The sequence below is a fragment of the Chitinophagales bacterium genome (assembly GCA_041392475.1).
In the GTDB taxonomy this organism is placed as follows: domain Bacteria; phylum Bacteroidota; class Bacteroidia; order Chitinophagales; family UBA2359; genus JAUHXA01.
Window position 1 is genome coordinate 1,677,817 of sequence record JAWKLZ010000002.1, and the last position, 20,487, is coordinate 1,698,303.

General features: G+C 37.9%; 15 protein-coding genes and 1 tRNA gene. 5 read left to right on the forward strand and 11 right to left on the reverse strand.

Annotation, left to right across the window (positions count from 1 at the left end):
* Positions 1-147: 147 nt before the first annotated feature.
* From R3E32_20100 to R3E32_20110, 3 genes are all read right to left on the reverse strand, one after another.
* The gene (locus R3E32_20100) at positions 148-1,872 is read right to left on the reverse strand and encodes a T9SS type A sorting domain-containing protein (GenBank protein ID MEZ4887044.1); all 1,725 of its coding nucleotides are present in this window, start codon (positions 1,870-1,872) and stop codon (positions 148-150) included.
* Positions 1,873-2,045: 173 nt separating this feature from the next.
* Positions 2,046-3,521 carry a transposase gene (locus tag R3E32_20105; protein MEZ4887045.1) on the reverse strand — a complete coding sequence of 492 codons (1,476 nt, stop codon included), beginning with the start codon at positions 3,519-3,521 and terminating at the stop codon, positions 2,046-2,048.
* 228 nt (positions 3,522-3,749) lie between these two features.
* Positions 3,750-5,993: a hypothetical protein gene (locus R3E32_20110; GenBank protein ID MEZ4887046.1), complete on the reverse strand. Its 2,244-nt coding sequence runs from the start codon at positions 5,991-5,993 to the stop codon at positions 3,750-3,752.
* Positions 5,994-6,359: 366 nt separating this feature from the next.
* Between R3E32_20110 and R3E32_20115 the strand changes: the two genes are divergently transcribed.
* Entirely contained in the window at positions 6,360-8,396 is a 2,037-nt protein-coding gene (locus R3E32_20115; GenBank protein ID MEZ4887047.1) for a tetratricopeptide repeat protein, read from the forward strand.
* Between the two features lie 33 nt (positions 8,397-8,429).
* Here the strand turns inward: R3E32_20115 and R3E32_20120 are convergent, their stop codons facing one another.
* From R3E32_20120 to R3E32_20130, 3 genes are all read right to left on the reverse strand, one after another.
* Entirely contained in the window at positions 8,430-8,888 is a 459-nt protein-coding gene (locus R3E32_20120) for a GNAT family N-acetyltransferase (protein MEZ4887048.1), read from the reverse strand.
* 670 nt (positions 8,889-9,558) lie between these two features.
* Positions 9,559-10,326, reverse strand: a complete 768-nt coding sequence (locus R3E32_20125) for a LytTR family DNA-binding domain-containing protein (protein ID MEZ4887049.1) — start codon at positions 10,324-10,326, stop codon at positions 9,559-9,561.
* A gap of 50 nt (positions 10,327-10,376) precedes the next feature.
* Entirely contained in the window at positions 10,377-11,030 is a 654-nt protein-coding gene (locus tag R3E32_20130; GenBank protein ID MEZ4887050.1) for a class I SAM-dependent methyltransferase, read from the reverse strand.
* A 130-nt stretch (positions 11,031-11,160) separates the two neighbouring features.
* On the opposite strand from R3E32_20130, the gene R3E32_20135 reads away from it, so the two are divergent.
* The gene (locus tag R3E32_20135; GenBank protein MEZ4887051.1) at positions 11,161-11,331 is read left to right on the forward strand and encodes a hypothetical protein; all 171 of its coding nucleotides are present in this window, start codon (positions 11,161-11,163) and stop codon (positions 11,329-11,331) included.
* 89 nt (positions 11,332-11,420) lie between these two features.
* Here R3E32_20135 and R3E32_20140 read toward each other — a convergent pair whose 3' ends face one another.
* From R3E32_20140 to gap, 5 genes are all read right to left on the reverse strand, one after another.
* A complete protein-coding gene (locus R3E32_20140) occupies positions 11,421-12,491 on the reverse strand; it encodes a histidine kinase (GenBank protein ID MEZ4887052.1) in 1,071 nt (356 codons plus the stop codon).
* A gap of 104 nt (positions 12,492-12,595) precedes the next feature.
* Entirely contained in the window at positions 12,596-15,001 is a 2,406-nt protein-coding gene (locus R3E32_20145) for a carboxypeptidase-like regulatory domain-containing protein (GenBank protein ID MEZ4887053.1), read from the reverse strand.
* 189 nt (positions 15,002-15,190) lie between these two features.
* Positions 15,191-15,685, reverse strand: coding sequence for a DUF1573 domain-containing protein (locus R3E32_20150; protein MEZ4887054.1), 495 nt, complete (start codon positions 15,683-15,685; stop codon positions 15,191-15,193).
* Positions 15,686-15,876: 191 nt separating this feature from the next.
* Complete coding sequence (locus R3E32_20155; protein ID MEZ4887055.1) at positions 15,877-16,395, reverse strand: DUF1573 domain-containing protein; 519 nt, start codon at positions 16,393-16,395, stop codon at positions 15,877-15,879.
* 275 nt (positions 16,396-16,670) lie between these two features.
* The gene (gap, locus tag R3E32_20160; GenBank protein MEZ4887056.1) at positions 16,671-17,675 is read right to left on the reverse strand and encodes a type I glyceraldehyde-3-phosphate dehydrogenase; all 1,005 of its coding nucleotides are present in this window, start codon (positions 17,673-17,675) and stop codon (positions 16,671-16,673) included.
* A gap of 232 nt (positions 17,676-17,907) precedes the next feature.
* On the opposite strand from gap, the gene R3E32_20165 reads away from it, so the two are divergent.
* The 3 genes from R3E32_20165 to R3E32_20175 all read left to right on the forward strand — a co-directional run bounded on the left by R3E32_20165 (position 17,908) and on the right by R3E32_20175 (position 20,485).
* Positions 17,908-17,982 (forward strand) — tRNA-Glu (locus R3E32_20165).
* 293 nt (positions 17,983-18,275) lie between these two features.
* Positions 18,276-19,148 carry a hypothetical protein gene (locus tag R3E32_20170; GenBank protein MEZ4887057.1) on the forward strand — a complete coding sequence of 291 codons (873 nt, stop codon included), beginning with the start codon at positions 18,276-18,278 and terminating at the stop codon, positions 19,146-19,148.
* A complete protein-coding gene (locus R3E32_20175; protein ID MEZ4887058.1) occupies positions 19,148-20,485 on the forward strand; it encodes an NAD(P)-binding domain-containing protein in 1,338 nt (445 codons plus the stop codon). The genes R3E32_20170 and R3E32_20175 overlap by 1 nt, the downstream gene beginning before the upstream one ends.
* The last annotated feature ends 2 nt before the right edge of the window (positions 20,486-20,487 follow it).

The window sequence follows — 20,487 nt, forward strand, 5'->3', positions numbered from 1 at the left end:
AAAAAATAATTTTGTGCGTAAACTGAAAAATAAAGTAAGAAGAAAAAAGAAAAGTATATTTTTTTCACTGCAATTATATTTAATGGAAAAATCCTTCAGAATCAAAGCTGTGATTTTGAAGGATTTTTCTGAATTAATTAAAAAAACTCAATCCATCACTACAATTTTCTTACTGAGTATTCCAGTAGCACTGTGTAATTGTAAAATATAAGTTCCAACAGATAAATTAAGAGGGACTTGCTGCTTATTCTGTTGTATATCATGCACTTCAATCAAAAGTCCAGTAATATCGTAAATCAACAACTTAGCTGTTGCAGTATTTGATTCAATAACAACAAAATCTTTAGAAGGATTTGGGTAAACAGAGAAATCTTGTTCTGTATTTTCTAAGGCTCTCTTATTGCCTTGCATGCTTTCCTTGTGCGGTATTCTATCAACTGTAGTTTGATTCAACATCGCCAATAGACTTTCTGCATACACACTTCCATAAGTATTTGCTTGTGCAATATTCTCTGCTGTCTGTAGTTCTAAGGCAGTTAACTCTGTGTATTTTCGACCACTTACTTGTACATCAATCAACAACTGATAAAATTGAATATAAGAGGCATCATATACACCCCCTCCATGCAAAGCATTGAGTTTGTTTTGAGCCTCCAACAACAAGCCTTTGTTTAGGTATTTTTTCATCAATATGGAATTGCTATGATGGGTATTCATCGCTTCTAAGAAAACAATGGCATCGGATTCCTGTTCTGCTTCTTCGTAAATTTTATATACTGCCGTAGTCAACAAGGTCTTTTCAGTTTCATCGTAATTGCCATTGTTCAATTCAGCAGCGATTCCCGTAGGAGAATTGGAATTGACCATGGCTTTCCCTATTCCTCCACTACCACTATTTCCAGCAGGACACATGACTTCATGAGCTAATTGGTTATCTGGTTGGCATTCAAAAATACCAATACCATTAGTAGAAGAACAATCGGGATAAGATTCAGAACCAGGCAGTCCATTCGCCCAATATTCAAAACCTGCGTCTAAAAAACCTACTCTTATATTTGCCTCTGAATTTCCACAGTTGTTTTGGAATAAGTTTCCTGCGGGTAGCGGGTCGCCTGTTTGTGGGTCGCTTCCACAACCCGAACCTTGGTCGTCTAAGCGATTCTCAAAATTAGGATTGTCATTAGGAGATATGGGATTAATCAGCCATTCTTGCTCGCTTTCAAAATTGTGATAAATATTGCAGCCCATTTCTACCGACTTATTGTTTTCTTCTGTTTGAGTGCCAGTTAGATTTTCTACAAATTCAGAATTAAAGTTGGAAGCTACATTAAACTCATTTTCATTGACCATACCTCCTCCAGCAGTATTGTTTACAATGATTCCGTAATAATTGGGCTTAAAAAAGGGAGGTTCTACCCCTCCTCCTCCATCTCCAATACCCCCACCACCGCTTTGAGCAGGCACACTAAATCCTATGAAATCTATTGTATTTTCATTTATCTCGTAATCATTGGAACCAATAGAATAAACTGCCCAAGCATCATAAATTGAAGGGGGAGGAGTATCCTCAGGTCTTAATCCTTCTTCAAAAAAAGGAGGTATATTGAATGTAAAATCATTTTTTTGGATAATATCTCCCATATTGCCATTTGTCGTAATACACTGTAGGGTATTTTCAAAATGTGTTTCTCTGACATTTATATTTCTTTTGCTGAAAGAATAAGTCTCGATTCCTTTATACAGACCTTCAAATGCAGATTGCAGATTCATCGGAACAGGAATATCAAAGGGAGGATGTTTTTTTGATACTTCAAATTCTGAGTCATAAGCCAAGATTCCTGTTCCTCTGTCTTCAATGAAGGGAAGTTTCAACAAATTTTCTCTATTTAAGTTTCGCATCGCTACTTAAAAAAATAAGCACTTGTTAGTTAATTGTTTTTATGTTTTAATATAAGATATTTATAGGTGCAGATATGTTATAAATAATTGTAAATAAGTCACTTAGTTGCTTTTTTCCATTTAGGTTCTAAACAAATGCTTATCTCCTATTCATCTTGTACTTTAAGCTGCACCATACCCGAAAATAATTGCCTGAAATCGTTGTCATGAATAATTAACTGCAAGACCAGTTCCATATCACATTCTATCTTTTGAACCAATCGTGTGAGAATAGAAATCATGATTTGCCACAGCCTTTGAGCAATCGTTGCTTGAATATATTGGTCTCTGATAGCTCTGAATAAGCCGCCAATCGTTTCATAATCTGAAAAGCGTTTATGCAAACTCAACATAACATATTGAATCAAAGTTAAAGTGGTATGAGCAATATGAGCATCAAAATCTCTGGAAGCACATTTTTGAATACCTAAAAGTTGCTTTACTTCTTTGAAAAAGACCTCAATAGACCATCGAATAGCATAGATTTCCATAGCCTGAGTAAAACGAAGGCTTGTTTGGGTAGTCAGTAAAAGTCTCCATTTGCTTCGTTTAGTATACCTAACAAAAAACAACTTGACTTCCATACCTTTATAATCCACCACCACGGTATAATAATAACACCCAAGTAGGCGGCATCTTTTGGGCTTACGTTTATGAACTTTTCGCAATGTTTTTAAAATCTGCCCAGCTGACATTTCTTTGGATAAATAGTTGTATTTGGCATTGCCCATTTTACAAGCAGCCACTATGTGAATGACTCCTTGTCGAAGTAAACGGATAGCCTTCAATGTTTTTTCGCAGCAGAACCAAGCATCAAACAACACATAATCAGGTACATATCCATGTTTCAATGCTCTTTTTATCATGCTGATTAGTTGGCTATTCTTATCCCTATCCAATTCCTTAAACCGTTCATAACCTGCCGATAATTTAGCTCTAATTTTACGATATTGTTTTTTGAGCGCCCTAACAGGTAAACCAAAACGATAGCGTTGGCGATTTTGCCCTTCTCGGTGCAAGGAAAAATCTAAAGGTCGAAAGTTGATTCCATCAAAATAGCCTAAGACCAAGAGTTTGAAGCCCAAAACAGTACATTTGAGAGAATGGTCATGAACTTTACTGATACCTTCGATGGTTTTGCCTGTATGGTTCACTGGGCTATCATCAGCAGTCAAACACTTGTACTTCGGTTTCATCCCTTTTCTTTCCTCCTCACTCAATTTCACCATATGTTTGTCAGCCAGCTCATTATAGCGTTTATTAAATCGGTATAGAAGCTTACGCCAATTTATCCATTCATTGTTTTTTAAACGATACAAACAATCTTTTGCTCCTTCAAAAACATGACTGTAAGCACCATTCGAGAATCCATGAATACTATCGACTCCCAAAAAAGGAAGCAGCAGCAGTGTGAGCATTAGCACAGAAATAGGATAACCTTGGGTTTTGAGTAAGTCTAAGGGATAGCACAAGCTTTTCAATTGAAAGGGTTCATAAGCTCGGGCTAAAGCATCTACAATATTATTTTTTTTCAGTAGGCTTTTAATTTCGTGTACTTTTTGTATCTTGCAATCAGGCAGCATAATTTTTGTATTTTGTTTATAGTGAATCAAATATACACATTTTATGCTGTTTTTCCTCTTTAACAAACAAGTTAATTTTTTGCAAAATACTTTGTATATAAATAAGTTATAAATATTTATTTCCAGTAATTATAGTGCCGAAAAAGTGCTTTCCTTAAATGGAATTCGAGATTTAGGAGAATAATTTACAAAGCTTTAGCTCATTTAAGCCGATTGTATATAATTGTTTTAAGCCTCTTTTTCAGTAAAAAAGTAGGTGCGAAACTTAAATTCTCTATTAATCTCGGCATTAGGGTCTAAGAATGATAAATTATTCCTAAATACACAATTCCTAAATTTTAAATCACGTTGATTAAACAAAAATACATGACTTAGAGATTCGTCAGATAGATTGTTCTCTCTATTGATGTGAGCAGCCTCTCTTTCAAAAGTACAACCCATAAAACCGTTGATAGGATTGGTGTTAAAAGCATAATAGCTAACGTGATTGTTGGTAAAAGTAACATTTCTTGCACTTACCTTTCCACCACAAATCCAATTGCTTTCTCCAAAATCATCGTAAACAAAACCTTCTGCATGAATAGCATTTTTTGCATAAGATATAGAACCTCCTGTAACATCCAAAACAGCGTGTTCTCCTACAGCTTTGGGATTGATTCCTTTTAAGTGAATGCCATTCCACGATTGATGACGTGCTGCACAATTGTTGGGTTGGTCTCCATTCAATATCGTAAGGTCGGCATAATGCAATTTTAACTTTCCACCTGCTTCAACTTTGATACCTGTGAATACAACATCATCAGCCATATTGGCATCTGCATCCGTAAATTCTACCTGACAATTCAATATCTGCAATTCTCCACCATTTTCTATAGTTATCTGTCCTCTTACCGTTTGGTCATATACCCAAACCACTGTTTCTCCATCTTCAATTACCAAATCTTCATCAATTGTATATTCCTGTACACATCGGCAATCGTTACAAATTCTACCGGGAAGGTTTACTTCTATCACTTTTTCGGGGTCAGTTGTCACATCTGCTGCTTCTTCTACGATTTGAAAGTTCCCATAAGTCTGATTGGGATGGAAAACCAATTCGGCTCCCGAACGCACATAGAATGTCACATCAAATAGAGATACACAAGGTTCGATGGTCAATTTACTATCTGGTTCTAAAACATAGAAAGCAGGGGCAGTTAGTGTAAATCCTTCTGGAGTTGTAAAACTAACGGTATTTTGCAAATCTGTTTCTACATGGACCAGTCTTTGGTCTTCTAAATCATCTGCCGCATCACAAACAGTTGTATTAGCTACTTCATCCACCGTAGGGTATAAACCTCTCACTGTTTTGAAAGTATATCCAGATGGAAAGACCAAATTATCTGCTGTGATATGCACTTCTGAGGGATTGTAAATTATTCTCTCCTCTGGGTTGATATTTGTCAAATCGATATTTTTATCAATAAAATATTGATGTTTTATTCCATCTACGGGTTCCAGTAAATCATTATCTCCTCTTTCATAACCTGCAGGATATGCTCCTGAAGCATTATTAAGGTGAAATCCTACTAAGGAAAAAGGAGCAGGATGAATATATTGGTTAGGAGCAGTATTGTTATTATTTACAGCATCTCCTATATTAGGATAGAAGTAAAAACTGGCTGCTTCACATTCTGTAGGAGTTACTTCGTTTTGGGGAAAATAATTAATGGTATTCAAATTATTTGTAGTGGCATCAAAACCAGGAGAAAAATCAATAAAAGGAAGAATTGATATATCATGTTCAGAAGCAGCTGTAGGTTTATCATTTGATGTTGTAAAAGGATATTCTCGCATTTTTGCTATAGTTACATCAATTGGAAAACTCACTAAATCTATTACCTTTTCAGGACGAACAGTTTGATCTCCGGTACCTACACCACATTCAAGGTAAACCGTATGATTAAATACAGAATGTGGAAGAAAGCCTCCCTGACCACTGATTGGATCCATTTGGTCGAATAAATCACTTACTAATGTATGTTCCCCCGCAGTAGATACTTTATGAACTTGATTTGGTAAAATAGGATTCCAGTTTGGATCTGACCAGGATTCATTAGCTGGATTGTATATAGCATCATCCAATACCCTAAAAATTCTCTGAGAGTTGCCTGATGCTTCAAAATCAGGATAGAAAGGGAAAGAAACCAATTCTATTTTTCGGGTAATAGTATAGTTATCACTAAAATCACCAGGATACCAAGTTCCTTGTAAATTGTCCCAGTGTAGAAATTCCCTAGGAAAAATTTGATATTCTCCATCATATTCAAATATGGCTAAATTAGTTATTTCGATAGCAGGCTGCCCTGTAAAATCCTGATAAATATTAATCACATTCTGCCCCTTCACCTCTCCCATACCAGAAAAGACAAAAAAGAGCAGCAAAAAACGAAGAACAGAAAATCTATCTACCAAACACATAGGGGGGGGCATAATGTATAAAATGCCTTCAAAAAAGAAAAGTGGACTTGTTTCATTGTAAAAATAATTTTGAATTAGAAAAAATAAATATTTAAAGTAATTGCCGTATTAGTTTTGTTTACAGGCCATTATCTTATTTTTTTCAAATCTCGACCATTGCAGCCACAATTCAAAGGACAGAAAATCAAGAAATTGACACAATTGATAGCAATTTAAGCTATTATTTTCTCTCTAAACAGGATTAACGATATTTGATTATCAATTATTTATGATTCCATGTTTTCATTGTTTCATTGACACACACACATGCCCACCCTTCTCTATCCTGTTTTACCAAAAAATCATTACTTTAGCGGTTGAGATAAAAAGACATCTGCAATGGCAAAGCATAAAAAATCCAGCTCTCAGCATCCTTCAAAAACCAACTCTTTTTGGCAACAACATTTTTGGGCAATCCTATGTATAGGTTTGTTCAGTATGGTATTGTATGCACCAACGGTTTCCTATGACTATGCTTTGGACGATCAGATAGTGATTTTGTCGAATCAATACACAAAGCAGGGATTTTCGGGGATTGGCAAACTGCTGAGTACCGAGAGTATGGAGGGTTTTTGGGGAGAGCAGAAAAACCTGTTGGCAGGAGGGCGGTACCGTCCGCTTTCGATTGTGACCTTTGCAGTGGAGTGGGAATTGTTTGGTCAAAATCCGATGATAGGACACCTCATCAACATTCTTTTGTATGTGCTGACCAACTTGTTGTTGTATCGGATTTTGGTGGCTTTGTTTGCAGCAAAAACCAAGCGAAAATCAAAAACTCGTTATTGGTTTTTGACCATACCGTTTATAACTACGCTGTTGTTTGTTGCCCACCCTTTGCATACCGAAGTAGTGGCAAACATCAAAGGCAGGGACGAAATCATGACCTTTTTGGGAGCTTTGGCTGCGCTGTATTTCAGTTTGCAGTATGTGAAACGAGAGCGGATCACGGATTTGATTTGGAGTGGTTTGTGTTTATTTCTCGCACTACTATCCAAAGAAAATGCCATTACCTTTGTAGGCATTATTCCCCTGACACTCTACTTTTTCACCAAAAGCCCTTTGCGGCAAATCGGCAAAACGACCTTGCCACTCATTGCAGCAACAGTGGTGTTTTTGGTGATTCGTTGGCGGGTCATAGGGTATTTCTTCAATAGTGGAACAGAGGTTACCGAATTGCTGAACGACCCGTTTTTGAATGCTTCTTTTGCTCAGAAATATGCCACGATTTTTTCGACGATGGGGTATTATTTGAAGCTCTTGGTTTTTCCACATCCTTTGACCCATGATTATTACCCAAAAGAATTTCCGATTATTGGCTGGGCAGATTGGCGGGCGATTGCGCCATTGGTGATTTACACTTTATTGGGTTTGTTTGCGCTGTGGGGATTGAAGCGAAAAAGCATATCGGCTTTTGGTGTGTGGTTTTATCTGCTGAGTTTTTCGATTGTCTCCAACTTGTTTTTTGCAGTCGGAACGTTTATTAACGAGCGTTTTATGTATATTTCATTGCTCGGTTTCTGTTTGATTGTGGCGTATGGTTTGGTGCGTTATTTGCCGCAATTGTTGCCGAATGTTGCAGCCAAAAAGTATGTGATTGGAGGGATTGTCGGAGCTTTATTGCTGGCATATTCCTTTCAGACTTTGAGGCGTTTGCCTGCTTGGGAAAACAATACGACATTGTTTTTGACCGATGTGAAAATTTCTACCAATAGTACGAAGGTGAATACCTCGGCAGGCGGTACGATTTACGAGCGAGCGATTACGCTGCAAGATGTCGGAGAGAAGCAAAAACTATTGTATCAGGCGATTAAATATCTAACGAAAGCTGTAGAGATTCACCCCCAAAATACGAGTGCGCTGCTGCTACTGGGAAATGCTTTTTATGCTTTGGATCAAAATATTGACAATGTGTTTGGTGTGTATGCGGCTATTTTTGTGAACAACCCCGATCATGCTGATGCAACGAAGAATTTGATGTTGTTTTCGAGGAACATTAAATCGCCTAAAGAAGCGGACAAGTTTATTCGCTTTTATGAAAAATACGTGATTCCTTATGGAGTGAACAATGCAACGACTTTTGCAGTGTTGGGAAAACTCTATGGTCAGTATCGGCAGGATGCAGAGAAGGCAATGAAATATTTGGAACAATCTATTGCCATCAATCCGAATGATGCAAGTGTTTTACAGGATTTGGGGATTGTGTATGGTATGGCAGATTTACACGAGAAAGCATTGAAGGTGAGCCTAAAAGCATTGGAATTGCAGCCCAACAATACGCAGTTATTGCAGAATATCGGGATAGCTTACCGAAACTTAGGAGATGCCGCAAAGGCAGAGGAATATTTTCAGAGAGCAGAACAAAGGGGTGGAAAATAATAAAACCTTTGAATTTTCTCAATACAAAATACATTAAATCAACGCTTTTTGCATTCGTTTGTGAGGAATTCCCGCATCCATAAATTCACCACTTGTCACTTCAAATCCCAAACTTTCGTAGAAAGCAATCACATAGGTTTGTGCCTCCAAAACCATAAGTTTGAAGCCTTTTTCTGTACCGATTTGAAGGGCTGCTTCCATCATCCATTTTCCCAAGCCTCTGCCTCTGTGAGATTTGCGGATTACGAAACGCCCCAATTTCACGTTTTCGCCAACAGAAACCAATCGAAGTGTGCCTACTACTCTTTGTTGGGAATCTAAAACCACCAAATGTTCACATTTGCGGTCATATTCATCTACTTCGAGTTCGATGGGAACCCGCTGTTCCCACACAAAAACTTCAAATCGCAATTTGATTGCCTCGACCAACAATGGATTTTTTGGGGAAATAAGTTGGATAGAATAATTGTTACTGATGCTTGTTTTACTCATGGACTTAGGTTTTTGAAGGTAAAGGTACATTATCAGAAAGGGTTTGGGCTATAAAGATAATGGAAAATAACCATCTTATTGCTTTCTAATTGTGTCATCTAACTTAACAAATCAATTTTTATTCCATAATTATTTGCTCTGCCATGTTTCCCGTATTCTTTTGTCTATTTGGATAATAAATGTTCATAGCAAAATATTTGTTATCAATCATTTCTATAGAATTTTCGTATAATTATTTATCCTAAAAAACATTCTTATTTGTGTTATATAACCAAACGGTGACATTTCTTTATGGGCAAGCTGGCAATAATACGAAACTTTTTAGGAACGAGTAATTGGATAAAACAAGAATCCTTACTTTTTTCTTTAATTGCTGATTACCAATAATTTGAGTCTAATGCATCAATGCGTTAAGATTTTGGTTATCAATTTTTTATATCTCGCATCTCGCTTGCTACTTCTTTCGCCCAAAGTTCATAGAGTATTGAAAGAAGAAGTAGCAAGAATAGGCAGTTGTATTTCATGGTTGGATATTAAGTACCCAATCAAATTTAATGGTTTAGAGAATATTTGAAAACGAGCAAGTTATCGTTTCAAAATGCACTAATAATTAAGAACGGGTACTTATAAGGGTGATTTCCAAAAGTGAGGGAAGTATTCATTATCGTTCTCACCTGTTCAACCATTCCTTAAATTCCTTTGTACGTTTGCGGCTCACAATAAATTCTTGTTCTTTTCCCTGGCTCATGTCCAATTTGAAGCGGTGATTGAACCAAGAATGTATCTTATGAATCGCTTCAATGTGAATGATTTGCTGACGGTTGATGCGAAAAAATAGGCTTGGGTCGAGTTGATTTTGCAGTTGCTCCAATGACTCATCGAGCGTATGTCGCTTGCCTTTGATATCCACCAAAAAAGTCAATCCGTCTTCAGAATAGAGGTAGGTCACCACATCACTCGATAAATACTCCCAAGTTTGCCCATGCTTCAATAAAAAACGACTTTTGTAGGGTCTGGATTCCGAGATTTGTTGGAGTAAACTTTGAAGACTATTGTTGTTGAAGGAAACTTTTGTAGCTTGTTGGTGGTAACGGTGAAATTTTCCCAAAGCAGTCGCCAATTCCTCTTTTTCAATGGGTTTGAGCAAATAATCCACACTGTTCACCTTAAAAGCCTGCAAACTATACCTGTCAAAAGCGGTGGTGAAAATAACTGGACAATTAACCTCTACCTGCCGAAAAATATCAAAACTCAATCCATCTGCCAACTGAATGTCCATAAACACCAAATCGGGCATTTCCTTGTTTTGAAACCATTCAACCGCATCTTCTACACTGTCCAAAGTTTCCAAAATAGTGGACTGTGGTTCGAGTGTGGTTAACAATTCTGTAAGCATTTTTGCTGCATGGTATTCGTCTTCGATGATTAAAAATTTCATGGTTGAATTGTAAAATTGCTATATAGTTAAATTGTTTTTCTCGCTGATTATTAATGTTTTTTGCAAAGAATATAAGCCCGTTTACTTGGGTACTCTTTACCGTGGTAAGGATAACGCACAAAAGCATCCACAATCGTCCACCCACAATCTTTCAACATTTCGAGTACTTTATCGGCATCAAAAAAGTGAAAATTCACCTCCACTTTTTCCTCCAACAAATCTGCTACTGCCATGACCTGTTCTTCGGTATGAAAACTAAATAGAAACTGTCCATCTGTTTGAGTGACTCGATGGATTTCGGTCAAAGCTTGCGCCAATTCTGCCTCATTGAAGTGAACGATGGCATAGAAAGCCAATATTGCAGCAAAATGATAGTCAGGATATTGTAGCTCCAAAATGTTGCCTACTTCAAAATCAATCGTTGGGCATAAACTTTGCGCCATAACAATCATTTCTGGAGACAAATCAATCCCTACAATGTTTTTTGCTCCAAAATTTTGCAGAAAAGCAGTCGTGTGTCCACAGCCACAGCCCAAATCTGCAATCTTGCCTTTATCGTCATTGTCTGCCGCAAAACGACTCAATACCATGCGGTCAAGCGGTTTATAAGCCAATTCTCCGAAAAATTGGTCAGCGTATTTTGCAGCTACTTTGTTATAGCAGTTGATGATATTTTGTTTTTGGTACATAGTTGAAGGAGTCATTTTTTGTCAATGTATTTGTCGGGTTTGTTAACAGAGGGTAAGCTAATTTTGTCATTGTCAAAAGTAAAATAAGTCTCTAAGGTTTAACAAATAAATCATCACATTTTTTTAACCCAATATAAATACTACTATGATAGACACTTGCAAAACTTTGAGCGAAGATGCCTTGAACATGGTTCAAAACACCATTAAAAATTCCTCGTTGGATATCTATTCTACTACTCAGCCAGGTGGAAGCATTCATGATTCTCTTTGGGATTTGTATTTGAAGAACCAAAAGAAATACCAAGAACAGAAATGAAACACAGGCAAAAATTCAACTATCAATCAATATTTTGAAGCTTGAATTTTTAGTGCTTGAAGTCAGTATAAATATTTGATTAACAATGTTTAATTAACTTGTGCAACTCCAATCAAAGGCAAACTCACTTCAAAAAAATCTTCCGTTTCTAAAATATCCACGCTTTGTTCGGTAAACAAACGGTAGCGGGTTTTGATATTTTCCAAGCCCACTTTAGTAGAGTGCATCACCTGTTGTTTGCGTTGAAGGTTGTTGCGAACCTGCAATTTTTGTTGGTCATTCACAAACACTTCAATGGTTAGGGGTTTGTTTTTAGAAATAATATTGTGTTTGATGGTATTTTCAAACAAAATTTGCATACTCAAAGGCACGATTTTATGGTGCATATATTGGGGCGGAATGTTCATCTGAACGTGTAAGTTTCCTCTAAAACGTTCTTCTTGGAGAAAAACATAGGATTGGACAAAATCCAATTCTTCCTGCAATTCTATCAAAGGCTCTTCTCGACTCTCTAAAATATAGCGATAGACTTTCGACAACTTCTTCAAAAACTGCTTTGCCAATTCGGGATTATCCCCTACAATACTCATCAAAGTATTGAGACTATTGAACAAAAAATGGGGATTCACCTGATTCCTAAGCCCTTGCCATTGTGAACGTAAATGAGCCTGTTTGACCTCCTCTTTTTCTATGATTGATTGTCGGAGTTGGGTGTAAAAATAGATACTCTCATAAATGGACATAATTAAGAACGAAATCATCAGGGTAATGCCCACTCCTTGCTTATATGAATACGATTTAATGAGTTCTTTATCAGTACACCACACAAAAAAAATGATACTTGCCTTCAACAATGCGCCCCAAGCGAAGGCAAGAAAAATGGAGGTGATAATCTCCCAAACAATGCGTTTTTGGACATCTTCAAAATCAGGGAATTTTTGTCGTAAACGAACCAAAGCCCAGCGATGAACTATCCAATGACCTCCTACAAAATACATAGAATGAATCCACCATTCATGGAAATTCGCAAAGTTTTTGGATAAATCCACATTGAAGAACAAAAGTGGAATGATTAATCCAAAAAAAGGAACTCCTACAATGAATAGCCAAGTATCGTCAAATCCTAAGTATTTTTTGCGTATGGTCTTGGAGAATATCAATGTATAAATAATTGTATGGCTATAAAAACATATAATTGACGAATTGTGTGACGGCGAAATTATAAAAACCATTTTACAATCACACAATTCCTCAATTTGTCAATTTAAAACTGTACTCGGTACATAAAATCAGGGAAGAAGCCAATTTGATTGACTTCATTCACCTGATTGGTCTGCCGATTGTAGCGGCGGACAAAAATATTCTCTTTATCCAATACATTCTGGATATCGAGGTAAAAATGATGCGAAATCTTGCGTTTGGGGCTGTTAAAGCGATAGCCAAATTTTACATCCCATCGAAAATAAGGATCATTGCGTTCGCTGTATGCCAAATCTTCCATTTTGATTTCATAGCCCAATTGCTGAGAAACTTCCAAATCAACGGGTGTGTAACGACGACCGCCTGCGGTAGTCATCTTCGTATCAAAAGTCAAAGCATTTCGTTTGTCCTTACCAACTTTCCACTCTCGCCCCGCCAAAACATTCAAAACATAGGTATTGTTGAAAGCGGTATTTCGTTCGATTCCATCGCTGCCTTTGTAGTTGGAGTCATATAGAGAAGCTGTCAGCAATCCGTAGTAGCCTCTGCTGAAAAATTTCTCCAAAGTCAGCTCCAACCCATAGTTGTTTCCCGATCCTTCGTTCACCAAGTAGTCCTTTTCACGAGGAAAGATAAAATCATCTCCTGTATTCAATATCGAAAAAGAGGACGGAAAAGGGTCGACAGGTACACCGTCAATACTTTGGTAATACGCTTCTGCCTTCAATCTCCAATCCGGTGCAAATTTATAGTCATAGCCCAATACAAAATGCTGGCTGCGTGTAAAATCCAAGTTTTCATTGCTACGAACTACATTCCCATTTTCGTCTTCGGTCACTCCCAACAATATCGGAATTGGCTGCATTTGGTGGTGAACACCATAACCGAAACTCAATCTTTGCTGCGCTGCAAAATCCCAATTCAATGCCAATCTGGGTTCGATTGCAGACGTTTCATTGAAGGTCAAATATTGGGCATGTAATCCTGCGTTGAGTGTCCATTTATTGTTCAAGCGGTATTGTCCTTGGACAAAAGGTTGAAGCAAAGTTACATTGTCATTGAAGTCTATCAGCGTCACTAACTCATTTACCCCATCATTGTCGGTATCCATACCAATTTCAGCATCTGTTGAAAACAATTGATAGTCATACAGTTCTGCCAATATACCTACACGACCTGTAAATTTGTTATTGAATTTTTTGTTTATATAACTCGATGCAGACCACCGTGATTCGGTATTGTCAGCCTCACCATAAGAAGCTGTAAATTCTTCATTTGTTCCTTCATTGAAGTAGCGCAATTGCTCAAAGGTATTGACGGAAGTTGTTCTGGCAACAACTGTTCGCCAATAAGTTTTTTCGTTTAATAAAATATTGTGTTTCAAACCAATCACACCAAATTTAGAATCTGCAAAAGCATCTTCATCAGCCGCTGCAAAAAGGTCGGTTTCGTCCACTTCATCGTGTAGAAAATCAATATTACTCAACCCTCCAATACCAAAAAGGGTAAATTGTCCCAATTTGGTGGTGGCAGAATTGATTTTGAAAGCAAGATCGTAGTAATTCGGTACAGCACTTGTACCAGACCCACCCAAACCACCTACCAAACTGATAAAGGCATATCGTCCTGCAAAGATGTAGCTACCTCCTTTTTTAGAAAGAGGTCCCTCTGCCATGGCTTCCACACCACTGAATGCTCCTACCTGCAACATAAATTCGTGTTTATCACGATTTCCAGAACGCAAGCCGATGTCGAATACGCCAGCAGTAGCATTGCCATATTCTGCGGGAAATGCGCTGGTCAAAAAATCGGAATTTTTTATTAGGTTGGGATTCAATGCACTGACTGGCCCTCCTGTTGTGCCTAAAGTAGAAAAGTGGTTGGGGTTGGGGATAGGGATTCCTTCCATGCGCCACAAAACGCCTGTTGGAGAATTGCCTCGGATTACAATATCATTGCGAGAATCGTTGGCGGTAGAAACACCTGCAAAATTACTCGCCAATCGAGCTACATCGCTGCGACCTCCTGAATAGCGGTTTACTTCTTCCACACTGAATTGGCGTGCCGAAATGGTCGCCAACTCGTTTTGTGGCTTGTCTTTTTCAACGCTTCCTGTGACTACAACGGCATCCAACAATTCAACGGATTCTCGCAAAGCCACATCCATAATCACCTCTTTTCCTGCGCTGACTACGATGTTGGGAATGGTCAAAGGTTCATAACCAATGTAACTGATGCGAAATTCATGCCGCCCAAGAGGAATGTTTTCCAATCGAAAATAACCGTCTATATCCGTAACTGTTCCCACTGTTTCTGTAGGGTTTACCCATTCGATGGTTGCCCCAATTAGTGGAGTTTCTGATTGTTGGTCAATGATTTTGCCTTTAATGGTTTGCGTATTTTGGGCATTGAGGATAGAAAGTTGAAGTAATAGAAATACAAAACTTAAAGTGAGGAGTACATTTTTCATGGAATATGATTTTTATTGTTTGATACGCTGCAAAAGTCATTCAATCCATATAGATGTGAAAGGGAAGTTTGGTGAAGTATCGTTATTTGAGTTTGAAGTGAAAAGAACGAAGTCTTCAAACAAAAACAGGCAGCAAGTGCCTCACTTGCTGCCTGAACTGAAAAGAAAAGTATGAAAAAATGTTGTTGTTTATTCTCTACTTTCCGCTTTAGCTACTTGAGCTTTAATGGTCAAACGAGTGGGATTAGGATCAGTGTTCGCATTGATGGTGACGGTTTTCGTTTGGTTGCCCGCTTTGCCTTTAGAGTTAAATTCTATGGTAATATTGCTTTCCATACCTGGTGCAATAGGCTCTTTGGGCCAATCGGGAATAGTGCATCCACAAGAACCTTCAGCACTATTGATAATCAAAGGTTCATCACCACTATTGGTGAAAGTGAACACATGCAAAACCTTCTCTCCTTCTTCAATATTGCCAAAATCGTGGATCATTGAAGCAAAGGTCATAGTTGTTTTAGGTATGTTCTCAACTTCCGCAGTCTCACCTTCATCGGAATTAACCACCGTTTCTGTTACCGTTTCAGGTACAGACTTGTTTTGCACTTCATTGGCAGAGGACTGACTGCAAGCAGTGAAAATAAATAGGGTTGCAGCGATAACGAGTAATTCAAAAAATGTTTTCATTTGAAAAAAAATTAAAAGGGTTAATAAATAATTTATGAACTAAATTTTTAGTTGAATGAAGGAAAAAAAATTGAAATGAAAAGAGGAGGGAGGTAATCCATATCTTTGAACTAAATTATTAGTTCAAAGATTGCTTAAAAAAGCAGTAAGCATTTTCGCTTACTGCCTTTTTTACAGAAAATCTGTTGTGATTATTTACCTTCCTCAGCTTCACCTTCCGCTTTAGCTACTTGAGCTTTGATGGTCAAACGAGTTGGGTTAGGATCTGTGTTAGCATTGATGGTAACAGTTTTGGTTTGGTTACCAGCTTTACCTTTAGAGTTGAATTCCACTTTGATTTGGCTTTCACCACCTGGAGGAATTGGCTCTTTTGGCCAGTCAGGAACAGTACATCCACAAGAACCTTTTGCGCTATTGATGATCAAAGGCTCATCACCACTGTTGGTGAAAGAGAATACGTGTGTCACTTTGTCGCCTTCTTGAATGTCACCAAAATCGTGTGTCATTTCACCAAACGTCATTGTTGTTTTAGGAATGTTTGGATCAACAGCATTTGCATCTGCCTCAGGAGCTGCTTTTACTTCAGTAGCAGGATTATCTGTTGCAGGAGCAGTAGTAGCATCTGCTTTTTCAGCTTCGGCACCACCACATGCTGCCAAAAAGCCAACAGTAAGAATCATAACGAAAAACTTAACAAAAATGCTTTTCATTGGATTATAAATTTTAAATGATAAAAAATGAATCTAAGTTATAGGAATAATGATTTCTCATTACCCACGCTGCAAAGTTATGGTATTTCTCTGAAATTATCAACTAAATTTTTAGTTTATTTTTTCTTTGCACCAAAAATAACCCAATAACTAATTGAATATCTGCAAGATGCGCGATAAAAATATTTTGAAGTTTGTTGTTTTTTTACATCCTTCAATGGGCTATTTACCTTAAATCTAAAAAACACCAATGCATTGCAAACGTTTAGAACAAACTAAAATTTCGCCATTTTCACTGCTAAGTCTGCCAAACGGTTTGCATAACCTGCTTCGTTATCGTACCACCCAACGATTTTTACCAAATCACCAATCACGATAGTCAAAGGAGCATCGTAGATACAAGAGTGAGGATTTCCCACAATGTCACTTGAAACCAAATATCCTTCTGCATATTCCAAATAACCTTTCAATTCACCATTCGCTGCTTTTTCAAATGCAGCATTCACATCTTCAACCGAAACACTTTTCTCTACCACACAAGTAAGGTCAGTCAATGAACCTGTAATGACAGGCACACGAGCGGCAATACCCGTTAATTTACCTTCAACAGAAGGATAGGCTTCTGCAACTGCAACCGCCGCACCAGTTGAAGTAGGAACAATATTCTGTGCTGCAGCTCTTGCACGGCGAAGGTCTCTATGTGGACCATCTTGAATATTTTGGTCACCAGTGTATGCGTGAACGGTTGTGAAAGTACCTCTTACGATACCAAAATTTTCGTCCAATACTTTCACCATCTGAGAAAGACAGTTAGTAGTACAAGAAGCATTGGAAACAATTGTATCTTCAGCAGAAAGTTGTTCGTCATTGATACCCAATACAATTGTTTTAACACCGCCTTTACCTGGAGCAGAAATCAATACTTTTTTAGCACCAGCTTCAATGTGTTTGGCTGCATCTGTTTTTTTCACGAAAAAACCAGTACACTCCAACACAATGTCTATGCCCAACTCTCCCCAAGGAAGTTTTGAAGGATCACGCTCTGCATAAGCATTTATGCTGTTTCCGTTGATACTGATGCTATCATCATCAGAACTTACTGGCCCTGCAAATTTCCCATGAGCCGTATCGTATTTGAATAAATGAGCCAAAGTAGCATTGTCCGTTAAGTCATTGATTGCCACAATTTCTACATTTGCATCTGCTTTTTGTAGCAATGCTCTAAGGGTTAAACGTCCGATTCGACCAAAACCATTGATTGCAATTTTACAAGTTGCCATAATTTTGTGATTCTATATTTGATTAAAATTGAAATTTAAACCCACAAAATTAGATAGGAAAGCCATCAATAACAAGAAAAAAGCAAAGTTTAATGATTAATTAATGCCGAATGACACTATGAGGCATTTTTTTTCTAAAAAAAATATTTTTCTAAAAATGATTTGGAAATTTGAAAATAGCTGTATATTTGCCCCGCCTTAGTAAATACGGCTTCTCTTACAAAGAGAAAGTGGCCCGTTCGTCTAGGGGTTAGGACGCCAGATTTTCATTCTGGTAACACGGGTTCGATTCCCGTACGGGCTACCAAAACTAATCAGCAAGTCCCTGTAAGTTACTAACTTATGGGGATTTTGTTTTTTATGAACGAACATATAGCGAACAATTTAAAAACTTTTTAAGATTCTTTAAAATTGTCTTTTAATACGGACATTACTTTTTTGCTATAACTTCAATATTTGCATTTCAGTTCGTACTTAGAAAAACATGCTACAAACTTAAGCCCCACACATTCTCTATCTCTCCCTCTTTCTCTTTTGAACCTGTAAGATTACCCTACAATTCGGTTAGCAAAAAGTACCTCCCCACCATATATTTGTGGCATGAGTGAAGGCCTCAAAAAAAATATTCACACTGCCTATATCGGCACAATGGCTCTTATCGTCATTATCACAACGGTTTATCTAGGTTATGTCGGTTACGACTACTACCAAGCACCGTTGGAAGAGCGATTCTATGTTCCAAACCACGATTGGTTCAAACCCAGTGGTCTTTTTGGGCATGGATTAGGGATTATAGGTACACTAATGATTCTGTTTGGAGTAGTGATTTACATCCTCCGAAAACGCTATGGTTTTTTATCATCCATCATACGACTCAAATACCTGTTGGAATTTCACATTTTCTTGTGCCTTTTAGGGCCAATTTTAGTGCTTTTTCATACAGCCTTCAAATTTGGAGGAATCGTATCTATTGCTTTTTGGAGCATGGTCGCAGTCGTTGCAAGTGGTTTTATAGGACGGTTCATTTACATACAAATACCACATACCATTGACGGAAGAGCATTGAGTCTAAGTGAAGTACAGAATATGAAAACAGATTTGGGACATACCCTTACAGAGCGTTTTGAACTGGATACCTCTTTCATGCAGTTGATTGCACAGGCTACGGGTGATAATACCACAGCCTCAGGCAATATTTCTTTTATCGGAAAATACTTTGCAGACAAAAAGTCCATCAGAATGATTAACAATGTTTTGAAAAAAAAGGATTTACCCCAAAAAGAAAGGAAGAATATCCTAAAAATGATTAAAAATGAAATATCGCTGTCCAATAAGATTGCAAGGCTACAAACCATGCAAAACCTCTTTAAGTATTGGCATGTTGCTCACCTTCCTTTTGCCTTGATTATGCTCATCATTGTGGTTATCCACGTGGGCGTTTCGCTAGCATTTGGAAACAAATGGATATTCTGATGGAAGTATTGATAGAACAAATAGCCATATATGGGGTGGTTTTTTTATTGTGTGCCATCACTATATACCTCTATTTAAGAGCACAAAAAAAGAGTTCTTTGAAGATAGAACACAAGGTAGCGATTGCCAAAGAAGAAGGTTTGTTTGAGCCCATTTCGCTGCATCCTTTCATTGACCTCAATACCTGCATCGGCAGTGCTGCGTGTGTAACAGCTTGTCCCGAAAAAGACATATTGGGCATCATTGACGGAAAAGCAACGGTTATTCAAACTTCACATTGTGTAGGACATGGAGCCTGTTTTCATGCTTGTCCTGTGGAAGCGATTTCACTTCGTATAGGCACGGAAACGAGGGGCGTGGATTTGCCGCACCTCAACAAAAATTTCGAGACCAATATCCGAGGTATTTACATTGCAGGAGAGTTGGGAGGTATGGGATTGATTAGAAACAGCGTGGAGCAAGGAGAACAGGCGATTGGCTATATGGTCAAAAGCAACAAACCTTCAAAGCAAGGCATACTAGATGTGGTTATTATTGGCGCAGGCCCAGCAGGCATTTCCGCCACGCTTGCTGCAAAAAAACACGGATTGTCTGCCATTACTTTGGAGCAAGATTCTTTAGGGGGAACGGTTTACACTTTTCCAAGGGCAAAAATAGTCATGACTTCGCCTATGAATTTGCCGATGTATGGCAAGGTCAAATTATTCAATACTTCAAAGGATGAATTGCTGCAATTGTGGCACAAGGTGATTGCTGAATATGACTTGAAAATTCATGAAAAGACAAAGGTCGAGTCGGTTGTTCCTCAATCAGACGACACCTTCAAGGTCGTCACTGCAAATGGAGATATCTACTTAACTAACAATGTATTGCTTGCCATTGGACGTAGAGGTAGTCCTCGAAAGTTGAATGTCTCTGGCGAAGGACTGCAAAAAGTTGCCTATCGTTTGTTGGAGCCTGAAAGGATTGAAGGTAAAAAAGTGATAGTGGTTGGTGGAGGTGATTCTGCCATTGAATCGGCTCTTTTATTGAAGGATACAAATGAGGTGACACTTTCTTATAGAAAGGAGAAATTTTCGAGATTGAAGCCCAAGAACAGGGAGAATATATTGAAGGCGATTGAAGATGGTTCACTTGCTGTGATTTACAACTCCAATCTTATTTCTATTAGCGAACAGTCTGTGTTGATGGGCATTGGAGCGAATGGAGAGAGCCGACAATTGGCGAATGACTTGGTATATATTTTTGCAGGAGGAGAGTTGCCTACGGGTTTTCTGCAAAAAGCAGGTGTCGAAATCACCAAGCGGTTTGGATATATTGTAAAAAAATACAAATAAAA